We start from the raw sequence: 20,722 nt of genomic DNA on the forward strand, positions 1-20,722 counted from the left end.
TTATGCCTGCTCTTGGTTGGCTAAAATCGCCTGTTTCATCAATTCTACATCAAATGTTTTGGTAATGATGGCCTGCCCTACCGCTTGCATCAAAACCAAACGCAATTGCCCGTTCAAGACTTTTTTATCATGAGCCATATATGCCAAAAAGTCATCGAGAGGAATCTGCGGACATACTATCGGTAAATTCGCGCGTTGAATGATATTTTTTGTACGTACCAAATCTTCTGCACTAATCCATCCCATACGCTGCGATAGATCTGCTGCCATCACCATACCTGTTGCCACAGCTTCACCATGGAGCCATTCACCATAGCCTAAATAAGATTCAATCGCATGTCCAAAAGTATGCCCAAGATTCAATAGGGCACGCTCGCCTTGTTCTTTTTCATCATTGGCAACAATACGCGCTTTATGGGCACAAGAACGATACACAGCTTCAGCCAGTGCAGCTTCATCACCCTGGACCAAATCATCTATATATTGTTCCAACCAAGTGAGAAAGTCAGCATCTCCCAAGAGTGCGTACTTAATCACTTCTGCCAAACCTGCTGATAACTCACGTGGTGGCAGCGTTTTAAGTTGAGACATATCCGCCAAGACCACTTGCGGTTGTTGAAATGCCCCGATCATGTTTTTACCCAGCGGATGATTAATCCCTGTTTTACCACCGACACTCGAATCAACCTGTGAAAGAAGTGTCGTTGGCACCTGAATAAAATAGACTCCGCGCTGGAAGCATGCCGAAGCAAAGCCCGCCATATCACCAATCACACCGCCACCTAGAGCTAAAACTGTACAATCACGGTTGAAGCCTGACGCTAACAATGCATCAAAAATCAGGTTGAGGTGCTCAATATTCTTATATTTTTCACCATCGGGCAAAATACACGTTGCAACTGTTTTTCCCAAAGCTTCAATTGCTGCCACGTAACGCGCTAAATACAAAGACGCAACCGTTTCATTACTCACAATCATCACTTGGCGCCCTTGAATATACGGCTCAAGTAAAGCTTTCGGATCTAAATCACTGCCAATAAAGATCGGGTAACGGCGTTCGCCAAGTTCAACATATAAGGTTTGCATGGATCAAATCACTTCAAAACTGAATCAAAACTACTTTACAAGAATCAAGTTTAAGATACGCTGCGCAAGATCTCGTGCAGCCCCTTGATTGGTCTCGATAATATAATGGGCAACTTCACGATATAAAGGATCTCGAACGCAGAGTAAGTCAGTTAACTTTTGTTCAGGATTCTCCACTTGAAGCAGTGGGCGATTTTTATCACGATAGGTTCGCTGTAGTTGAATCTCTACAGGAGTATAAAGATAAACAACGATACCTCGCTGTTTTAGGAATGCGCGATTTGGAGCCTGAGTCACCGCCCCACCACCTGTGGCCAAGACCAAGTTGGGTCGAGAGGTTAACTCATCGATTACAACCGTTTCACGACTACGAAACCCAAGTTCACCCTCTTTTTCAAAGATCCATGGAATCGTTGCCCCTGTTTTACGCTCAATCTCATGATCGCTATCAAGAAATTCACGTCCTAACAATTCAGCTAAATGTCGTCCTACCGTTGTTTTTCCGGCCCCCATAGGGCCTACCAAATAAATATTTGGTAGGGTTTCAAACTCTTTGCTTGGCAAGGAGTCACCTTTTAGATTTGTTCAAATTGAAAATATATTAATGATTTCTTGAAACACTGTCATTAACAATTCGTGGTGTCACAAAAATCAATAACTCCGTTTGTATCGTCGTTTTGACATTATTCTTAAATAAGTTACCCACCACAGGCAAATCTCCTAAGAATGGTACTTTTTGATAGTCATTACGTTTCGTATCATCAAAAATACCACCAAGCACGACGGTTTCACCATCGTCTACCAACACATTGGTTTGTAATTCACTGGTATCTATCGCAAGACCATCATTGGTGATATCACCAATCGAGTCTTTCTCAACCATGAGCGCCATTTGAACTTTACCATCAGGGGTAATGCTTGGAGTCACCTCTAACTTTAAGTTAGCCGCACGGAATTCGGTTTTTAAGCCTTCCGTCGCACTCCATGTTTGATAAGGAATCTCTGTACCACGCAAGATATAGGCTTTCTGTTTATCACCAGTCAGTACTTTAGGTGCCGACAAGACTTCACCATGACCATCCGCTTGAAGCGCGCTTAACTCAAGGTTCAACATATAGTCTGAAATTTTCAATAACCCAAAGTTAAACGTACCAGCAGTGTTTGTTGCTAAATCCACACCCAAATCAAAACTTGGCTGGAAGTCTCCGCCCCATACCGGGCTACCGCTAAGCTTCTTCGCACTCCACTTAATCCCCAATTCGCGAGAAAAGTCTGTTGATGCTGTGACAATACGCGCTTCGACCATCACCTGTTTCACTGCGACATCCAGCAAGTCAATCATGCGACGAATCTTGTCAATATTTTGCTGCGTATCATTAATAATTAAAGTATTGGTACGCGAATCAGAAACTGCACTACCACGAGCACTCAATAAACTTTCCAAAGCCAATGACTCTGAACCCGCTGTACGGTTCGACTCACTTCCTTTACTATCACGAGAGTCCTCTAACAACTTCAATACATCCGCCGATTTTGCATAACTCAATTGAATGTAATCGGTTTGTATTGGTGAAAGCTTAATACTTTGCGCGATAGCTTTGGCTTCATCTTCCTCAGATTTGATCAGCTCAGCTACAGGTGCAATCCAAATCACATTACCATTTCGTCGCTTATCCAAGTTCTTGGTTTTCATAATAATATCAAGTGCTTGATCCCACGGAACATCTTTAAGGCGCAAGGTAATATTGCCTTGTACTGTGTCCGAAGCCACCATGTTAATGCCTGTAAAATCAGCTAAGAGCTGTAATACACGTCGCACTTCAATATCTTGAAAATCTAAAGAAATCTTTTTGCCCGTATAAGCACTTGGTGCTTTAGGTTTCATTGGATTTTTATCTTCAGGACGCTTTAAACTAATGGTGAGCTTATCTTCTGCCTGATAAGCCATATATTCAAAACTGCCATTCGATTGAATTGTGATCAGGCCATTACTACCATCGTTTTGTGCATCAATGGTCGATACAGGCGTGGCGAAATCATTCACATTGAGACGGCGTGATAAGTGGGCAGGAATTTTATTCCCCAAAACGCGCACCACAATTTTACTACCTTGTTGTTTCACATCGACAGGGGTATTGCTACCTTTTAAATCAATGACAACTTGGCCTTCGCCGTCTGAACCACGTTGGAATCCAATATTTGAAATACCTTGCTCTGAACGCGCTGCAGCAACAGGTGTTGCTAGCGCTGGGTTCACTGAGTTAATTTTCAGAATAAAGGTATTACCTTCAACACGTGTAGTAAATGCACCGGCATCAGCCAAATTTACAGTTAAACGTGAACGCTGCGCATCTGAAGTTACATCTACTGTACTTGCTTCAGCCGTTGCCACCGCAATGCTGCCTTGTTTTAAGCTCTGCTGTGCTTTATCAAAATCCAAAACCAAACGTGATGGCTGTTCCAACTGATAGGCTTGCGGCTGTGGTGGCAAACCGTTGAACATGACACGAATTTCTGTTCCCTGTCCCGGAATTTGCATCGGCACAATATTCGTAATACTGACTTGCGCACTTGCAGCCTGCATCACCGCCATTGCAATTGCACCCATTGAAAACTGACGGAACATATGGTTCATCGTATTGCCATCCCCAAATATAAAATCTTTAGCACTATTATTCATTTTTATTCCTTTTCCTTTTTTAAGGCGCCGGCCCAATTAATACTAGGCTTCTCGGGCGCTCGACATAGCCCTCACGCCCATCCGGAATAATTTCAATCAAATCAATTTGTGTGGCGGTGATATTAATCACACGACCATGATTCATCCCCAAATAACTACCACGCTGCACGCGTTCAATTTCACCATCAGGTGTTTGAATCAACGCCAAAATTTGTCCATTTTGCCCGCGCATACTACCTTTCATGTTAAGCGATTCAATCGCATAACTTTCCAAAGGTTGTAATTGGCGAGATAAGTTTGGATAAACACGCTTTCCAGCCATAATTTTCAATTCAGCTGCCAATGAGCTTGGCATAAACGGACTCTTTAATTGATGTGCGGCATAATTAAAAGTCGGTACAGGTGGAAAATCTGGCGCAGGTTCAATCGGCAATGGTGGCTGATTGCGAATTTCAGCCATTTGCATATTGACCGCATCAATACGTGAATCACAACCGATAAGAAATAGTCCAACGCAGAGACTAAGCATGAGATTTTGATATTTCATTACTGAGCACCTCCTGCATCTGCTTTAGCTGTATTTTCCACACTTGCAGCAGCTGTCGCCCCGACATAGCGGTAAGTTTTAGCCTTTACACTGTATGAAATTTGCGGAATATCCGTCTTTTTCTCATTATTACTTGATGCTGAGATATCGAAGTCATGCAAGGTCACAATACGCGGTAAAGCTGCAATTCCACTGACAAATGAACCAAAAGAATGATAATCACCCGTCGCTTCAATAGAAATCGGCTGTTCGATAAAGAACTCTTGGCGAATTTCTGGCTCTAAACGAATATTTTTAAATTTTAATCCAGAATTTACGCCGCTCACGTTAATGTCTTCAACCAAACCAGGAATTTCAGTTTCTTTCGGCAGCTGTTCTAACTGCTGATTAAAATTGGCTTCCATTTCTTGCAATTGCGCTTGATATTGCTGCAAATTACGTAATTTTGAATCTTTTTCACGAAACTCATTCAGTAAATTTTGTTCTTGTGCATGTGCATTTGAAATCGCATCAAGCTTCGGTTTAATCACGACAAAATAACCCAATGCCCCAATTACTAAAATGATAAAGATCCAACAAGTCAATTTGACTGAAAAGGGCCAACTACCGTAATTGTTTGGATCTAAGGTATTAAACTGTTGAAAAAACTTATCAACCGTCATTTTTTTCTTGGTTACAGCATGGTTTTCTGATGTTAATTCTTCAAATTCATCGCGACTCATTGTGCTGCCCCCGCTGTTGAATTATTAACTGTACTTGCGGCTTCAGGTGTCGTCGCATCAGGTGCTACTGGCTGTGCAATCTCATCTAAATCTGCCGTGACCACAAAGGTGCCATAGGTTTCTTCAACACGAGGCACAATGGAACTTGGTGCTTTATCTTTTTTCTCTTCAGCAACCAAGAATGAATTCATAAAGGCATTGCGATACCACGCAGATGCTTCGAGATTTCGTAAGAATTCCGCAACTGTATTCGGGCTTTCCGCTTTCCCTTCAATGGTAAATTTATCACCCGTACGCACAAACTTAGTAATGTACATATTACTTGGTGTGACACGTACCATTTCATCGACCAAACGAACAGCCACAGGACGTTGACCTTGCAAACCTTGGATCAACTTCATCCGCTCAACAATCGCATTGCGCTGTTCTTGCAGACCTTCCAATGACTTTAATTGGACATCTAAGTTTTGATTGGTACTCACCACCAACTGATTGGCCTGTTCCTGATCTTCCAGTTTTTGACTGTAAAAGAACCAAGCCAAAGCAACAGCTAAAACCCCAACTAATGCAGCCCCAACACAATAGGCAATAAATTCTTTTTTTCGTTTCTCTCTTAACGCATCACGCCAAGGGAGTAGGTTTATTTTTGCCATTAATCAAAACTCCTCAATGCCAACCCACATGCCACCATGAGTGATGAAGCATCATTTTCAATTTTTTTAATGTCGATTTGTGGAGAAAAGCCCATCTGTAAAAATGGGTTGGCAATAGTGACCCGATAACCTAATTTTTGTTGTAATAACTTCGCCAGTCCTGGAATATTGGCATTCCCCCCTGCCAATAAAATATGGTCGATCTCATTAAATTGAGAGGACGAAAAGAAGAACTGCAAAGAACGTGCTGCTTGTTGCACCACAGCTTCAAGAAAAGGTTCAAGTACTTCAATATCATAGTCGTCAGGCAAAGTACGGCTTTTTTTGGCGCGTCCAGCTTCTTCAAAAGACAAACCATAACGGTTTTGAATTTCTTGAGTCAGTTGTTTACCACCGAACACCTGCTCACGGGTATAAATGACTTTATTATTCTGCATGACAGATAAGGTGGTCATGGTATGACCGATGTCCAGAATCCCAACAGTATTTACGCCCATTGGAAGCGTATCTGAAAAGACTTTGAATGCATTTTCAATGGCGAAACTTTCAACATCGGCAATCTTAGGCGTTAAACCACCTAACTCCAATGCTTCGGATCGCGCCTCTACATTTTCAATGCGGGTTGCAACGAGGAGTACATTGACACGATTGGGATTGGCTAAACGATCTGGAAGGACTTCAAAGTCCAAACTCGCTTCATCTAATGGGAATGGAATATATTGCTCAGCATCATCACGAATCTGAATTTCACGTTCGTCATCGTTCATATCGGCATCCATTTCAATGATTTTAGTAATCACCATGGAGGTTGGAACTGCCAGTGCTACGTCTGTCGATTGAACATTGGCCAAATTTACCGCACGCTCAAGGGCATCACCAACTGCTTCTGGATTCAATATATTTTTTTCGACCACACTTCCTTCTGGTAAAGGGACAAGTGCATAGCTCTCCACCCAATACCGATTGTTTTTAACAGAAAGTTCCAATACCTTAACAGAAGTCGAACTAATATCTACTCCTATTAACCCCTTACTTGGCTTACGATATAACCTGAGCACAGTATCATTCCTATTATTTTTTTATCCCCAAAAAAAGTAACCCACTAATTAGTCCGCGTCTATAATTTTATACGGATACAATAACTCATCTAACATTCCGTATGTGTACAGGATATACTGACCGCTAATTAGTTTGCCATTAGCTCTTATTAAAACTTACTTGTTATGAAAAAGCTATCTTGTTCGGGCCGTGTTCATCCATTTTTTTTGATCATTATTATAATGTTGGTCTCAATTCCAATGGGTTTTTATGGCATGTATCTCTATATTGCCCCATCTTTGCCGCAAATGACAACTCTAAAAAAGGCGCCATTACTAAAACCTTTACAAGTTTATAGTGCGGATAACCAACTCATTTCGGAATACGGTGGCAAGCTATCTGTACCCGTAGATTATGATCAGATCCCACAAAGTTTTATTCATGCCTTTTTAGCGGCGGAAGATTCTTCTTTTTTTGAGCATAGTGGTATCAGTTTTAAAGGTTTAGGGCGTGCAGTCAGTGAAAGTATTACTGGGTCAAACGTCCAAACGGGTGGCTCGACCATCACCATGCAAGTGGCAAAAAACTATTATCTCAGTCCCGAGCGTACGTTAAAACGTAAGTTGACTGAGGTTTTTCTGGCACGAAAAATTGAACAAAATTTGACGAAAGAGGAAATCTTAACCCTCTATGTCAACAAGATTTTCTTGGGTAAAAATGCCTACGGTATCGCAGCGGCAGCTAAAATTTACTACAACAAAAGCTTAGACGAACTCAGCATTGCACAAATGGCAATGATTGCAGGTCTGCCTAAAGCGCCGTCTAAATACAATCCAGTGGTCAACCCCGAACGTGCTTTAGAACGTCGTAACTGGATTTTGGGTCGTATGCTCCAACTAGGCTATATTAACCAAAGCCAATATGAAAAAGGGATTGCTGAACCAATTAACCTCGATATGCCTGACCGCGGGGTAAGTAACCGATTTCCCTACATCGGTGAAATGGTCCGCAGCGAACTGATTGAAAAGTTCGGCGAGCATGCCATTGACTCTGGTTATAAGGTCTACACCACCATCAACAGTGAACGCCAAGCCTATGCCGAACAAGCGGTACAAGATGGTTTAGAAGCCTATGACCGTCGTCATGGTTGGCGTGGTGCGGAAGCTCATGACAAACCCTTAAGTAGCTTTAGTGCATTTGCCAACACCTTCCCTGCCGAAGTTACCCGTGTGAATCAAAATAGTTTTGATGCCTTAATGCAAGATGGCTCAACGGTAACCGTACCATGGTCTGGCATGTCTTGGACACGTCCTTATCGCAACGCGAATGCCGTAGGCGGTGCACCATCAAGAGCATCTCAGATTGTTAAAGTAAAAGACATTGTACGTCTGCGCCCCAATGACAACAAAACCTCATGGGCTTTGGTGCAATTGCCTAAAGTTCAGGGCCAGCTGATTGCACTTAACCCAAACAATGGCGCTGTAGAAGCACTGGTCGGTGGTTATAACTTTTATCAATCTAAATTTAATAGAACCACACAAGGCTGGCGCCAACCAGGTTCGATTATTAAACCCTTTGTCTATGCACTCGCTTTAGAGCGCGGGATGACACCGTATAGCATGGTCAATGACAGCCCAATTACCATTGGGAAATGGTCACCACGTAATGCCGATGGTCGCTATTTAGGCATGATTCCCCTGCGTCGTGCACTCTATCTATCTCGGAATACCGTGTCAGTTCGACTCCTGCAAACCGTGGGCATTGAACGGACACGTCAATTGTTCATGGACTTCGGCTTAACCGATGAACAGATTCCCCGTAACTACACCATTGCACTCGGAACACCTCAGGTTTTACCGATTCAAATGGCCACAGGTTACTCAGCCTTTGCCAATGGCGGTTATCGTATTCAACCACACTTCATCAATCGTATTGAAGATGCCTATGGCAAGGTCATTTATCAGAACAACCCTGAATATGCATGTATCAGTTGTATCTCTCAACAAGAATCAAATCCTCAGTCTGCTGACACCATCACGCCTGATGATGAAGTAATTGAAGTCACCAACCAAGAGCTGAACCCTGCTGAAAAATCGGCAAATCCTATTGAGATCAACAGTGACTATCGTCAAGCGCAACGTATTTTAAAATCCAGCTCTGCTTATGATATGGCGAATATTTTAAAAGACGTGATTCAACATGGTACAGGCCGTGCTGCGCTACGTATTGGACGAGATGACTTGGGCGGAAAAACAGGAACCACCAATGATGCAAAAGATGCTTGGTTTGCTGGCTTTAATGGCAAATTGGTGACCGTAGCGTGGGTCGGTTTCGACCAACCAACGACCTTAGGACGCCGCGAATACGGCGGTGTGGCTGCGCTCCCAATATGGACAGATTTCATGGCCAAAGCCTTACAAGGCACGCCTTCGGCTTGGGTTCAACTCGATGCCAAAGCCAAAGCACCGATTCAACGCCATCAGAAAGAAACACCTCAGAGCAACTTAGGACCAACCCCACCTTTGGCGCAGCCGTTGTATCGCCCTGCACCAGTGGTGGTTCCACGTGCTCCTGAGCGTGACTTTGATGATTTGCCAGGTGAAGAGGAAACACTAGTTCCAAAGAATAGTACTCCACCCACCATGCAAGCACCCAAAGAACAACCGAAACCTAAATCAGATGCGCTCGATCATTTAATTGATCAAGTCCAATAATAAAAGCCCGCAGATGCGGGCTTTTTTATACTCATGCTTTTTTCTGAAACAGTAAAATTTGATACTGTGCTTGTAAGTCAAAAGCTGCTTGCGACTCTAAAGCTTCACGGCGCTCTTGTTTTGCTTTATAGGCATAAGGGGTCATGGCAATCAGGTTTTTTAAGTCCTGCTGATTAAGCTTAAATTCAGCATCGACAACATCATCACTCACCAAATCAAACGCATCACTCAACTGCTCTACAAATTTGCTCGGTTCATGCGGCTTCACCTCTTCGAACAAGGCCTCACGCATGGCATACAAATGCTGAGGCGCAGGCGTCACCACCAATAAATATCCTTGCGGCTTGAGCACCCTTAAAATCTCTTGTTTTGGAATCGGGCTAAACAAACTACTACATAGATCAATCGATTGGTCCAACACGGCTAAAGTTGCTCCTGTACCCACCACCCACGTGATATTTTTATTGATTTTCGCAGCCACTTGCACTGCATTTTTTGCAATATCTACACCGACACATTGCAGCACTTCAGCTTGCATCGCATCGGTGTAATAGCCTTCACCACAGCCGATATCGAGTAAATTTTCAATACGTAACTCACGCACCTTATTGACCACTGCTTGCTGTAAAGGCGCGTAATGACCTGCACTTAAGAAGGCACGGCGGGCTTGTACCGACTCAGGCGTATCCCCCGGATTTTTGCTGTGCTTGTGTTGAACGACATGCAGATTGACGTAGCCTTGTTTCGCCACATCATAACTATGTGAATTCGCACAGCGCCATGTTCTTTCGTTTAAAGTTAAAGCCTCACGACACACAGGACACATGAGCAGATTCATTATTTTCTCCAAGACGTTACCTCAGGCATAAAAAAAAGCCGGCAAATACCGACTCTTTTCATACTTTTTGCTTAACGCAATTTTAAGGTCATTAGCCCTAAAACTACCAGCATAATTGTGATAATCCAGAAACGAATCACCACTTGGGTTTCACGCCAGCCTTTTTTCTCATAATGGTGGTGTAATGGCGCCATCAGGAATACCCGTTTATTGCGCATTCTGAGAGAGCCAATTTGCAAGAAGACTGAAATCGCTTCGACCAAAAACACACCAGCCATAATGGCAAAGACAATTTCCTGACGAACCATCACAGCGATTGTACCGAGCATTGCACCCAATGATAATGCACCCACATCGCCCATGAAGACCTGTGCAGGGTGCGCATTAAACCAGAGGAAAGCTAGACCCGCGCCAATCATAGCTGCACAAATCACCACCAATTCAGAAGCAAACCGCACATAAGGAATATGTAAATAATTGGCAAAACGGACATCACCAGCCAAATATGCAAATACGCCTAAACCCGCTGCAACCAGCACCACAGGCATAATCGCTAAACCGTCCAAACCATCAGTGAGGTTCACGGCATTTGATGCACCATTAATCACCAAATAGGTGAAAATGATAAAACCAATACCCAACGGGATCACCGACAAAGGAATACTTAAATCTTTAAAAAATGGAATCAGCAGATCCAGCATATTTGCAGTATGTACAGGATTGCTCTGTTGTTGCGCAATTACATACAGCGCAATACCTGCGCCCAGTGACGCAAGCGACGTCCAGAAGAACTTTTTACGGGCAGGTAAGCCAGCATTGTCTTTATAGCGAATCTTGATCCAGTCATCGGCCCAACCCACTGCACCAAAAATCACCATCACTGCCAAGACAATCCATACATAAGGGTTGGATAAGTCTGCCCACAACAGTGTGGAGATACCAATTGAGAGTAAGATCAGCACCCCACCCATGGTTGGTGTACCCATTTTTTTGGCATGATTTTCAGGAGCATATGAACTCACGGCTTGACCATATTTGAGTGCTTGCAACTTGCGAATCATCACAGGACCGAGCACTAGACCAATGGTCAGTGCGGTTAAAACACTGAGCAAAGAACGCAATGTTAAATAACGAACCACCTGAAACGAACTATGATAGCCCGCCAGTTGTTCAAATAACCATAACAACATTTAGAGTTTCTCCATCAAATCAGCCATCAACGTTTCCATATGGGTATAACGAGAACCTTTAAACAGGAAACTCATAGACTGGGGTTGATGTGTTTCAATTAAACTGAGTAAGAACGGCAAAGCCTGCTCTTGATTCAAAAAAGCCTGCATTTTTTTGCCATATTGGGTGCTGCGTGCGCCTTCTTGTGCCGCAGGTGCAAATTCACCGACAGCCACCACGAAGTTCAGCCCTTTCACTGAGACCAAATCACGCCCCAGCATATAGTGCTGCTGTGCAGCAGAGCTACCTAGCTCACCGATATCACCCATCACCATCACTCGAACCCCCTCTTGCTGTGCAAGCACTTCAGCAGCGGCACGCATAGAGGTTGGGTTGGCATTGTAGGTATCATCAATTAACAAATGACGGCCTTGTTGAATAAAGTTCAAACGCCCTTTTGCACCGACCGCTTGCTCAAGGCCAAGCACGATATCATCCAAGCTAATACCAATCGCTAAAGCAAAAGCTGCCGCAGCAGTTGCATTTTGAACATTATGCTCCCCAGCAAACGGCAAATTCACCTGACGCACGCCTTGCGGGGTATTTAGCTTAAACGTTGCAGATTGTGCCTGTAACTCAATCTCAGTGGCAAAGATTTCACCACCCGCACCAAAGCTGAGCACCTGTTCAGTTTGCACTGCTTGGCGAATGCTATTGGCAAAATCATCGGCTGCAGGAATAATTGATGTGCCATTTGGAGCAATATGCGCATAAATCTCAGACTTAGCACGGCAGATGCCATCGCGTCCACCAAACTCACCCAAGTGTGCTGTGCCAATATTGATAATGCCCGCCACCAAGGGCTGGACCAAATTCGAAGTATAGTCAATTTCACCTTGATGGCTTGCACCCAACTCCATCACTGCATATTGATGCTCAGGACGTAATTCCAATAACATGACTGGCACCCCCAAGTCGTTATTCAGATTGCCACGGGTCACCAACGTTGGTGCTATACGTGACAAAATACTGCCTAACATTTCTTTGGTGGTGGTTTTACCACTACTACCCGTCAGCGCAATCACTTTTAGCTGTGGGTTTTGTGCACGACGATAAGCCCCCAGTTGTCCCAATGCCAAACGTGTATCAGGCACCACCAACTGACAAATCTCTGCATCTATAGGCTGGCTCACAATGGCCACTTGGCAACCTTGTTCAGCAACTTGCGTAATAAAAGCATGTGCATCAAAACGTTCGCCTTTGAGTGCTAAGAAAGCATCTCCTGCTTCTGCATCACGTGAATCCGTCAAAATACGCTTAATTTCAGTATTTGGCGCTTGATCATTTAGCCAATAACCTTGGGTAGCTTCGAGCAACTGTGCGGCGGTCCATGACACTAAAGGCACTGTGCTGGTTGTTGAGGTATGCATACGACTTCCTTAGTGTGCAGGATAAGCAGAATCAGTAGTGTGGTGCTGTGCATCAATCGCGGATTGCACTTCAACGACATCATCGAACCAATGCCGAACACCCTCTATTTCTTGATAGTTTTCATGACCTTTGCCGGCAATCACGACAATATCACCCGCTTGGGCCTGTTGAACGGCAAATTTAATCGCTTCACGACGATCATGGATTTCATGAACCACACGGTTTGAGAAATCAACACTTGCTTTCATATCGGCAAAAATTTGATCAGGATTTTCTGTACGTGGGTTATCTGAAGTCAACAACACCACATCCGCTCCATTTAAAGCAGCTTGGGTCATGAGTGGCCGTTTACCACGATCGCGGTCTCCACCACAGCCAAATACTGCCCAGAGTTGCTGTTCTACATGGCGCTTCAACGTACTTAAGACTTGCACCAGAGCATCAGGCGTATGCGCATAATCAACCACAAACAAACGCGCATCATCACGAATCACTTGCATACGACCTGGCGCACCCTTGAGCTGTGCTGTCGTAGCAACCACATCGGCTAAATCAAAACCCGCTTGTTCAACCATAATTAAACTGGCGACCAAATTTTCAATATTAAAATGACCCAATAATGGGTTCTGTACCTGATATTCGGCCTGTGCCGTACACAGGCTAAAGTTCGCACCCGTCAAACTATATTGAATATTCTTCACCTGATAATCAGCAGGCTGCGTGGTTGAATAGGTTAAAATTTTCGGTTGGGCTGGATTATTTTGTGCCGCTTGAATCATGACTCCAGCATGCTCATCATCCAGATTGATGACTGCAACTTTCAATGATGGAAATTGAAATAAGCGAGATTTAGCTTCGGCATAGACCTCAAGCGTGCCATGGTAGTCCAAATGGTCGCGACTTAAGTTGCTATATGCAGCAATTTCAATTTCACTGCCCGCTAAACGGCCTTGTTCCAAACCATGTGAAGAGGCTTCAATCGATGCAAATTCAGCACCTTGCTTGGCATAGCTATGTAGTGCATTTTGTAGATGCAGCGCATCCAAGGTGGTATGCGACGATGCTTCTAAATTGGGCAAAATGCCATTACCTGTCGTGCCCATTACCGCACATGATTTGCCTTGTAGCATCAACAGTTCTGCGACTAAACGAGAAATGGTGGTTTTACCATTGGTTCCTGTCACCGCTAAAATACGAGCAGGCTGTACTTGGCTAGTGGCCAACAAAAATTGCTTTTGCCAGCCCCCCATCAAGTGGCGTACATTCGGCACCACAATACTGTTTGCAAGTGCAAGCTCAGTTTCACTCACCACTGCTAAAGCCCCTTTGTCCAAGGCTATTTGCGCAAACTGCTCTGTTTTCTCAGGTTGTGAAAGTGATGTCAGCGCAATAAAAATTTGCCCTGCCTGTACTTTACGACTATCAAGAACAAAACCTTGAAATGGCTGTGCCATCCATTCAGCGCTTAAGTTAGCGGTGTAGAGTTGTTGAAATGTAATGGACATTCATCACCTATCTCTTGATTACAGGAGCATCTAAAGGTTTATCTAAAGGCACGTTCATTAAACGTAAGGATTCTTGCATAACACGGGCAAATACAGGCGCAGACACCGTACCACCATAGTAGGTCCCTTGCGGGTTTTCGACCACAACCACCATCGCTAAACGCGGGTCGCTGACTGGTGCAACACCGGCAAAAAGTGCACGATATTCATTGGTTGAGTAGCCTTTACGGTCAGCACGTAACTTATGCGCGGTTCCTGTTTTACCCCCCACACGGTAGCCCGGAATGGTTGCACGAGTCGCGGTACCACCCGGTAAGGTTGCCGTTTCCATCATCAACAAAACTTGATCCGCAATTTTTGGATCAATCATTTGTTCACCACGGGGCGGCGCATCTAACTTATACAAACTCAAAGGCATTTTCACACCTTTGTTAGCCAACATGGCATAAGCATCCACCAGTTGCAGCACAGTCGCATTTAAGCCATAGCCATACGCCATGGTCGCGACTTCCGATACATTCCATTTACTTGGCGGAAGAATTAAACCACCACTTTCACCTGGGAATTTAACTGCAGAACGCTGACCAAAACCGAGACGTTTATAAAAAGTCGGTAAAGTTGCATAAGGGAGAGACAAGGCAATTTTAGCCACACCCACGTTAGACGATTTTTGAATAATCCCGCCCAAAGTTAGTGGACCGTAGTTATGCGTATCTCGGATGGTATGGTTACCGACTCGCATTGAACCCGGAGTGGTATTGACCACCGTATTCGGCATATATTTGCCGCTTTCCAAAGCCATTGAAATGGTCAAAGGCTTCATGGTTGAACCCGGTTCGAAAGAGTCAACCGCACCACGGTTACGCATGGCGTCTTTATTGGACAAACTATTTTTATCGTTCGGGTTATACGACGGCCACGACGCCATCGCTAAAATTTCACCCGTTTTCACATCGACCGCAATTGCTGTGGCAGAACGAGCATTATTGGCTACACCCGCAGCAGTCAGTTCACGGTACATAATGTACTGAAGGCGCGAATCAATACTGAGCGTAATATTTTCGCCCGGCTCAACTTCTTTAACTACCTCTGCATCTTTAAAACGATTGCCCTTTTTATCTCGAACAATTTGCTGCTCACCATCAATACCCGACAGGCGTTGATTCAGCTGCATTTCTAAACCTTCAATGCCCGAACCTTCACTGTTGGTTAAACCAATAATTTGCGCATTCGGTTGTGGCTGCGGATAGTAACGTTTGTAGTTCTTTTCGGTATACACCCCTTGGAACTCACGTTTTGCAATCAGTTCAGCTTGCTGAGGTGGCACTTCTTTTTTCAAGACCAAGTAGCGCGAACGCGGACGTTCATTCAGTTTCCGCTTCAGTTCCGCACGATCCATGCCCACGGCATCAGCCAGTTCATCCAGATTTAGGTTTTTGTCTGGTAATTGACGCTTCAACTTACGATTGTGTGGATCTTTGGCTAATTCAGCGGTAATTTCATCAAACAGTTTTTTATTATCAAAATAATCACGTGGATCAATCACCACTTTCATAATCGGCGTACTGATCGCCAAAGGCACACCATGACGGTCATAAATCACACCGCGCATGGCCTTAATTTTTTCAGTTCTTAAAATATTGGCATTGGCTTTATTTTGCAAAAATTCAGTATTGATGACCTGTACGTAAAAAGCACGTCCAACCAAAGCAATAAAGCAGGCTAAAACCACCGCCCACATGAGATAAAAGCGCCACATTTCAACCTGTAGAGCCGATTTTTCAGTCACCGCTTGCTGTTTTTTAAGAGTGGGTTTACGCTTTTCTACCATGTTACAGCGGCCTTATTTTTTGTCTTCTGAAGTCGTGGGTAAAGAAATCACTACGGTTTGCGCCGCAGGTGGTGAATACATCCGCAGTTGCGTCACCGCGCGCGTTCCAATTTGTGCAGTTGCGCCAAAAGTTTGCTGTTCAATCAGCAAACGGCCCCACTCTGCATTTAAATCATCACGCTCGCGCATAAAAGAGCTCATTTCACGATAGTCATGACGGTATTCAAACACTTGAAACACCACCATCATGGCACTGATAAACACCAGCACCAATAAAATGACATAGGCAATCAGCTTCTTAAACTTTAACTTTGTTGGAATTTTTTCAACGACTTCAGTTTTCATTATTCGCCTTTAAGTGCTAAGCGCTCTGCAACTCTAAGCCATGCACTACGTGAACGTGGATTGGCTTTAACCTCGGCATCACTTGCTTTCACACGTGATACTTTCTTTAAACGACGTGTATCTGGTCGTTGTTGGGGCATACCCCAACCCATGTCTTCCTCAAGTGTCGACTCTTTTTGAATAAATTGTTTAATTAATCGATCTTCTAAGGAATGGAAGCTAATCACAGCCAAGCGACCATTCGGTTTTAATATGTCTACCGCTTGCGGTAGGAAAACTTCAATATCTTCTAATTCTTTATTAATGGCAATACGAATTGCTTGGAAAGTTCGTGTTGCGGCATGTTTATTTTTTTCCCATTTCGGGTGTGCCACTTTCACAATTTCAGCCAACTGCGCTGTGGTTTCAATCAACCCAGCTGCTTTAATAGCTTTGGCAATACGACGGCTATAACGCTCTTCACCGTATTGGAAAATAATATTGGCTAACGCCTCTTCCTCAATATTGACCAACCACTGCGCTGCAGTTGGACCTTTTGAATTGTCCATACGCATATCCAGTGGGCCATCTTTCATAAAACTAAAGCCACGCTCCGCCTGATCAAGCTGCGGTGAAGACACGCCCAAATCGGCCATAACGCCATCTACCAAGCCAATACCGCGTACTTCTAACTCATGTTTAAGGTCAGCAAAGCTGGCATGGATAATTTTAAACCGTGGATCTTCTTGTTCTAAAATTGCGGCTGTTTCCAGTGCTTGCGGGTCTTTATCAAAACCATAGACACGTGCATTTTCATCCAGCTTAGACAACAGCAAGCGTGTATGTCCGCCACGACCAAACGTCCCGTCAATGAAAATCCCTGTATTGCGATCTGCTACCAAAGCATCAACAGTTTCGTGAAGTAATACAGAAATATGCGACATAAAGACTCAATATGATCGGAAGGAAAAATGTAACTGCACATTATTACCTTGTTTTAACAAAGCTCCAAACGACTTTTTGTAGGGAAATATTACTTTTCATAGACAAAACCGTTTTTAAACGGCATTCATTATCAAAAAAGCCTCCCAAGGGAGGCTTTTTAAGTAGTAGCTGAAATAATTAACTGGATTATTTACGGCTATTATAGATTTGGTCGAAGGTCGCCCCATTCACAAAGTGGGTCTTTTGAGCATTGGCCCAACCACCAAACACTTCATCAATGGTGAAGGTTTTTAACGGTGGAAATTGCGCTTTATATTTTTCTAAAACCGCAGCATTACGCGGACGATAGAAGTGTTTCGCCGCCATTTCCTGACCCAGTGGTGAATATAAATAGTTGATATAACCCTGTGCTAACCACTTGTTGCCATTTTTCGCCACGGTCTTATCCACGATTGCCACCGAAGGCTCGGTTAAAATCGAGATCGATGGATAAACAATATCGAACTGATTTTTACCTAAAGTTTTTTGTGTCACTAAGGCTTCATTTTCCCAAGTCAATAACACATCACCAATACGACGTTCTGCAAAGGTGGTCATAGATGCCCGTGCCGCAGAGTCCATGACTTTCACGTTATGGTACATTTTACCCACGAACTCTTTGGCTTTGGCCTCATTGCCACCAGGTTGTTTCAGTGCATAACCCCAAGCAGACAGATACACCCAACGCGGTAGACCGCCTGTTTTAGGATTAGGCGTAATAATTTGTACACCCGGTTTGGTTAAATCAGACCAATCCTTAATTTTTTTCGGGTTGCCTTTGCGTACCATGAACACAATGGTCGATGTATAAGGTGCAGAGTTATTTGGAAACTCTTTTTGCCAACCCGGCTGGATTTGACCCGATTTAACAATTTCTTCAATGTCATTGGCTAAGGCCAAGGTCACCACATCCCCTTTTAGACCATCCACGACCGAACGGGCTTGTTTACCTGAACCCCCATGTGACTGTTTAAAATCGACCGTTTGTCCTGTACGACTTTGCCAATAAGCACCAAAGGATTTATTGAACTCATCGTAAAATTCACGTGTTGCATCATAGGATACATTGAGCATAGTACGGTCAGCCGCTTGAGCTGATGTCATACTGAATGTTAAACCTGTTGCCACTACGGCAGCAGCCCAGAGAGATTTCAAATGCGTTTTCATGGCGTATTAAATTAAATATCAAGAATTATGCTAAATATATGAAACAAAATCATAAATCGCAATTCACTTTTGTTTTTTAAATACTCGTTATTTTAGAACCACTGAGACTTAATGAATTGTTTTTATTTAAAATAATAGCAAACACTTTACTTATTCTTATTATATACATTTTTATGCTTAAAATATAATAAAAGTGGATATGCACATATCCACTTTGATGTCCGAACGTGATCGCGTCAAACCACAGCACGTTTATTTTTCAGTATAAATCTGATCAAAGATCGCACCATTTACAAAGTGAGTTTTCTGCGCTTTGGCCCACCCTCCAAAGACATCATTAATATTAAAGGTTTTTTGCTTTGGAAACTGAGCAAGGTATTTGGTCGCCACTTGTTTATTTCGTGGACGGAAGAAATGCTTCGCCGCCAACTCCTGACCTTTTGGCGAATACAGATAGTTTAAATAGCCCTTGGCCAAATTTCGATTGCCATTTTTATCCACGGTTTTGTCTACAATCGCAACTGACGGCTCTGCTAAAATCGAAATAGAAGGATAAATAATATCGTATTTGTCTTTACCTAGGCCTTGAGTTGCCAGTAAGGCTTCATTTTCCCAAGACAACAACACATCACCTATGCTTCGTTCAGCAAACGTGGTCAATGAACCTCGCGCGCCTGAATCAAGGACTTTGACATTTTGATAAAGTTTTTTCACCAATTCTTTGGCTTTAGCATCATTACCTCCCGGTTGTTTTAACGCATAACCCCAAGCCGATAAATAGATCCAACGCGGCGCACCGCCTGTTTTTGGATTTGGGGTAATGATCTCAACCCCCGGCTTGGTTAAATCATTCCAGTCTTTAATTTGTTTCGGATTACCCTTACGCACTAAAAAAACAATGGTTGAAGTATAAGGTGCAGAATTATTTGGAAATTCTTTTTGCCAGTTTTTATCAATTTGTCCAGTATTCACAATTTCATCAATATCATTGGCCAAGGCCAAGGTCACCACATCTGCTTGTAGACCCGTTGCAACGGCACGTGCTTGCTTGCCCGATCCACCATGAGACTGTTTAAAGTTGACCTCCTGCCCAGTTTTGCTTTTCCAATACTGTCCAAAGGCTTGGTTATATTCTTGATAAAACTCACGGGTCGGGTCATAAGACACATTTAAAAAATCTTTTGCCGCATAAGCACTGGCTGCAAAGCCCCCAAGTAATACTAAAATAGATGTCGCTAATATTTTTTTCATTGCTTTATACTCGAACTGAATTTGCTCACTATATAAACAACAAAAAATCAATACAATCATATAATTATAATTAATTATGGCTTTTATATCTGATAAAAAGATATCTCTAAAAGGACTATTTTGTGCACTTTTAAGGATAACCCCATATCCATCATCTACAGATCAAGTTCAAAATCTCCATGCTATCTCCACAGTTATTTGGTACAAAAAGCCAAATGATTTATATTTGATGTTTAAATGTCAATTTAGCCCAAATTTGTTTATAATTTTGTAAATTGTGTGACACAGTTCTACTTTTTTATTTGTAAAATCGGTTAAATTGAAACTAGATTACCAATGACTTTAATAAAAATCTGTTCCAATACCATGTTGAGAGGGGGAAAAGGACATGAAAGCAACATTTTTACATACCGTTACGTTGAGTATCGGCTTGGCTTGTTTTAGCCAACTGGGACATAGTGCAGCCATTCAAAGCAATGACAAAGCCACGATGCCCACTGAAAAAACATCGTTGATTGAAAAAGCGCTCAGCCAACAAAAAGGCAGTGACCGAACTACGATGACGGATAATGATTTAAAAATCATGACCTCAATCAAAGTTGCACCGACACAAAATTTCTTTGCTACACAAAACCAGCGCTTTAGCCGTTTTGTGCAATCATTGTTCCTCTAAACTAAAAATAAGCCACAGCGTCATAACCACTCTCAAGTTATGACATTTGCGTACTAAAGCCTGATCACTGAATGTTGAATTAAGCATTAAGTGATCGGGCTTTTTCGT

General features: G+C 43.2%; 18 protein-coding genes. 2 read left to right on the plus strand and 16 right to left on the minus strand.

Features of this window, described 5'->3' with window-relative positions; translation table 11 throughout:
• Genes aroB through MF4642_RS05140 form a run of 7 tightly spaced genes read right to left on the minus strand, consistent with a single transcriptional unit; the run spans position 1 to position 6,746 of the window.
• Complete coding sequence (gene aroB, locus MF4642_RS05110) at positions 1 to 1,086, minus strand: 3-dehydroquinate synthase (protein ID WP_078425514.1); 1,086 nt, start codon at positions 1,084 to 1,086, stop codon at positions 1 to 3.
• A 30-nt stretch (positions 1,087 to 1,116) separates the two neighbouring features.
• Positions 1,117 to 1,650 (minus strand): shikimate kinase AroK, encoded by a 534-nt coding sequence (aroK, locus tag MF4642_RS05115; protein WP_078425515.1) that lies wholly within the window; start codon positions 1,648 to 1,650, stop codon positions 1,117 to 1,119.
• A gap of 37 nt (positions 1,651 to 1,687) precedes the next feature.
• The gene (gene pilQ, locus MF4642_RS05120; RefSeq protein ID WP_078425516.1) at positions 1,688 to 3,766 is read right to left on the minus strand and encodes a type IV pilus secretin PilQ family protein; all 2,079 of its coding nucleotides are present in this window, start codon (positions 3,764 to 3,766) and stop codon (positions 1,688 to 1,690) included.
• A 19-nt stretch (positions 3,767 to 3,785) separates the two neighbouring features.
• A complete protein-coding gene (locus tag MF4642_RS05125) occupies positions 3,786 to 4,313 on the minus strand; it encodes a pilus assembly protein PilP (RefSeq protein ID WP_004691496.1) in 528 nt (175 codons plus the stop codon).
• Positions 4,313 to 5,035, minus strand: a complete 723-nt coding sequence (locus tag MF4642_RS05130; protein WP_004691497.1) for a type 4a pilus biogenesis protein PilO — start codon at positions 5,033 to 5,035, stop codon at positions 4,313 to 4,315. The genes MF4642_RS05125 and MF4642_RS05130 overlap by 1 nt, the downstream gene beginning before the upstream one ends.
• A complete protein-coding gene (locus MF4642_RS05135) occupies positions 5,032 to 5,688 on the minus strand; it encodes a PilN domain-containing protein (RefSeq protein WP_005401354.1) in 657 nt (218 codons plus the stop codon). Before MF4642_RS05135 ends, MF4642_RS05130 begins: the two co-directional genes overlap by 4 nt.
• Positions 5,688 to 6,746 (minus strand): pilus assembly protein PilM, encoded by a 1,059-nt coding sequence (locus MF4642_RS05140; protein WP_058870420.1) that lies wholly within the window; start codon positions 6,744 to 6,746, stop codon positions 5,688 to 5,690. Before MF4642_RS05140 ends, MF4642_RS05135 begins: the two co-directional genes overlap by 1 nt.
• Before the next feature lie 165 nt (positions 6,747 to 6,911).
• Here MF4642_RS05140 and ponA point away from each other — a divergent pair, with 165 nt between their 5' ends.
• Positions 6,912 to 9,440 (plus strand): penicillin-binding protein PBP1a, encoded by a 2,529-nt coding sequence (gene ponA / locus MF4642_RS05145; protein ID WP_078425517.1) that lies wholly within the window; start codon positions 6,912 to 6,914, stop codon positions 9,438 to 9,440.
• Between the two features lie 31 nt (positions 9,441 to 9,471).
• Here ponA and MF4642_RS05150 read toward each other — a convergent pair whose 3' ends face one another.
• The 9 genes from MF4642_RS05150 to MF4642_RS05190 all read right to left on the minus strand — a co-directional run bounded on the left by MF4642_RS05150 (position 9,472) and on the right by MF4642_RS05190 (position 19,941).
• Positions 9,472 to 10,278, minus strand: a complete 807-nt coding sequence (locus MF4642_RS05150) for a putative RNA methyltransferase (protein ID WP_078425518.1) — start codon at positions 10,276 to 10,278, stop codon at positions 9,472 to 9,474.
• A 71-nt stretch (positions 10,279 to 10,349) separates the two neighbouring features.
• Entirely contained in the window at positions 10,350 to 11,468 is a 1,119-nt protein-coding gene (gene mraY / locus MF4642_RS05155) for a phospho-N-acetylmuramoyl-pentapeptide-transferase (protein WP_004691502.1), read from the minus strand.
• A complete protein-coding gene (locus MF4642_RS05160) occupies positions 11,469 to 12,878 on the minus strand; it encodes a UDP-N-acetylmuramoyl-tripeptide--D-alanyl-D-alanine ligase (RefSeq protein WP_078425519.1) in 1,410 nt (469 codons plus the stop codon).
• Positions 12,879 to 12,887: 9 nt separating this feature from the next.
• A complete protein-coding gene (locus MF4642_RS05165) occupies positions 12,888 to 14,384 on the minus strand; it encodes a UDP-N-acetylmuramoyl-L-alanyl-D-glutamate--2,6-diaminopimelate ligase (protein ID WP_078425520.1) in 1,497 nt (498 codons plus the stop codon).
• A gap of 7 nt (positions 14,385 to 14,391) precedes the next feature.
• Positions 14,392 to 16,215 (minus strand): penicillin-binding protein PBP3, encoded by a 1,824-nt coding sequence (gene ftsI / locus MF4642_RS05170; protein ID WP_078425521.1) that lies wholly within the window; start codon positions 16,213 to 16,215, stop codon positions 14,392 to 14,394.
• A gap of 12 nt (positions 16,216 to 16,227) precedes the next feature.
• On the minus strand, positions 16,228 to 16,560 hold the full coding sequence (gene ftsL, locus MF4642_RS05175; protein ID WP_004691506.1) for a cell division protein FtsL: 333 nt from the start codon (positions 16,558 to 16,560) through the stop codon (positions 16,228 to 16,230).
• Positions 16,560 to 17,483 (minus strand): 16S rRNA (cytosine(1402)-N(4))-methyltransferase RsmH, encoded by a 924-nt coding sequence (gene rsmH, locus MF4642_RS05180; RefSeq protein ID WP_078425522.1) that lies wholly within the window; start codon positions 17,481 to 17,483, stop codon positions 16,560 to 16,562. The genes ftsL and rsmH overlap by 1 nt, the downstream gene beginning before the upstream one ends.
• A gap of 187 nt (positions 17,484 to 17,670) precedes the next feature.
• Positions 17,671 to 18,690, minus strand: a complete 1,020-nt coding sequence (locus MF4642_RS05185) for a sulfate ABC transporter substrate-binding protein (RefSeq protein WP_039890570.1) — start codon at positions 18,688 to 18,690, stop codon at positions 17,671 to 17,673.
• A gap of 252 nt (positions 18,691 to 18,942) precedes the next feature.
• A complete protein-coding gene (locus tag MF4642_RS05190) occupies positions 18,943 to 19,941 on the minus strand; it encodes a sulfate ABC transporter substrate-binding protein (protein ID WP_078425571.1) in 999 nt (332 codons plus the stop codon).
• Between the two features lie 388 nt (positions 19,942 to 20,329).
• Here MF4642_RS05190 and MF4642_RS05195 point away from each other — a divergent pair, with 388 nt between their 5' ends.
• The gene (locus MF4642_RS05195) at positions 20,330 to 20,614 is read left to right on the plus strand and encodes a hypothetical protein (protein WP_004978106.1); all 285 of its coding nucleotides are present in this window, start codon (positions 20,330 to 20,332) and stop codon (positions 20,612 to 20,614) included.
• The last annotated feature ends 108 nt before the right edge of the window (positions 20,615 to 20,722 follow it).

The organism is Acinetobacter sp. MF4642 (assembly GCF_002018925.1).
In the GTDB taxonomy this organism is placed as follows: Bacteria; Pseudomonadota; Gammaproteobacteria; order Pseudomonadales; family Moraxellaceae; genus Acinetobacter; species Acinetobacter johnsonii.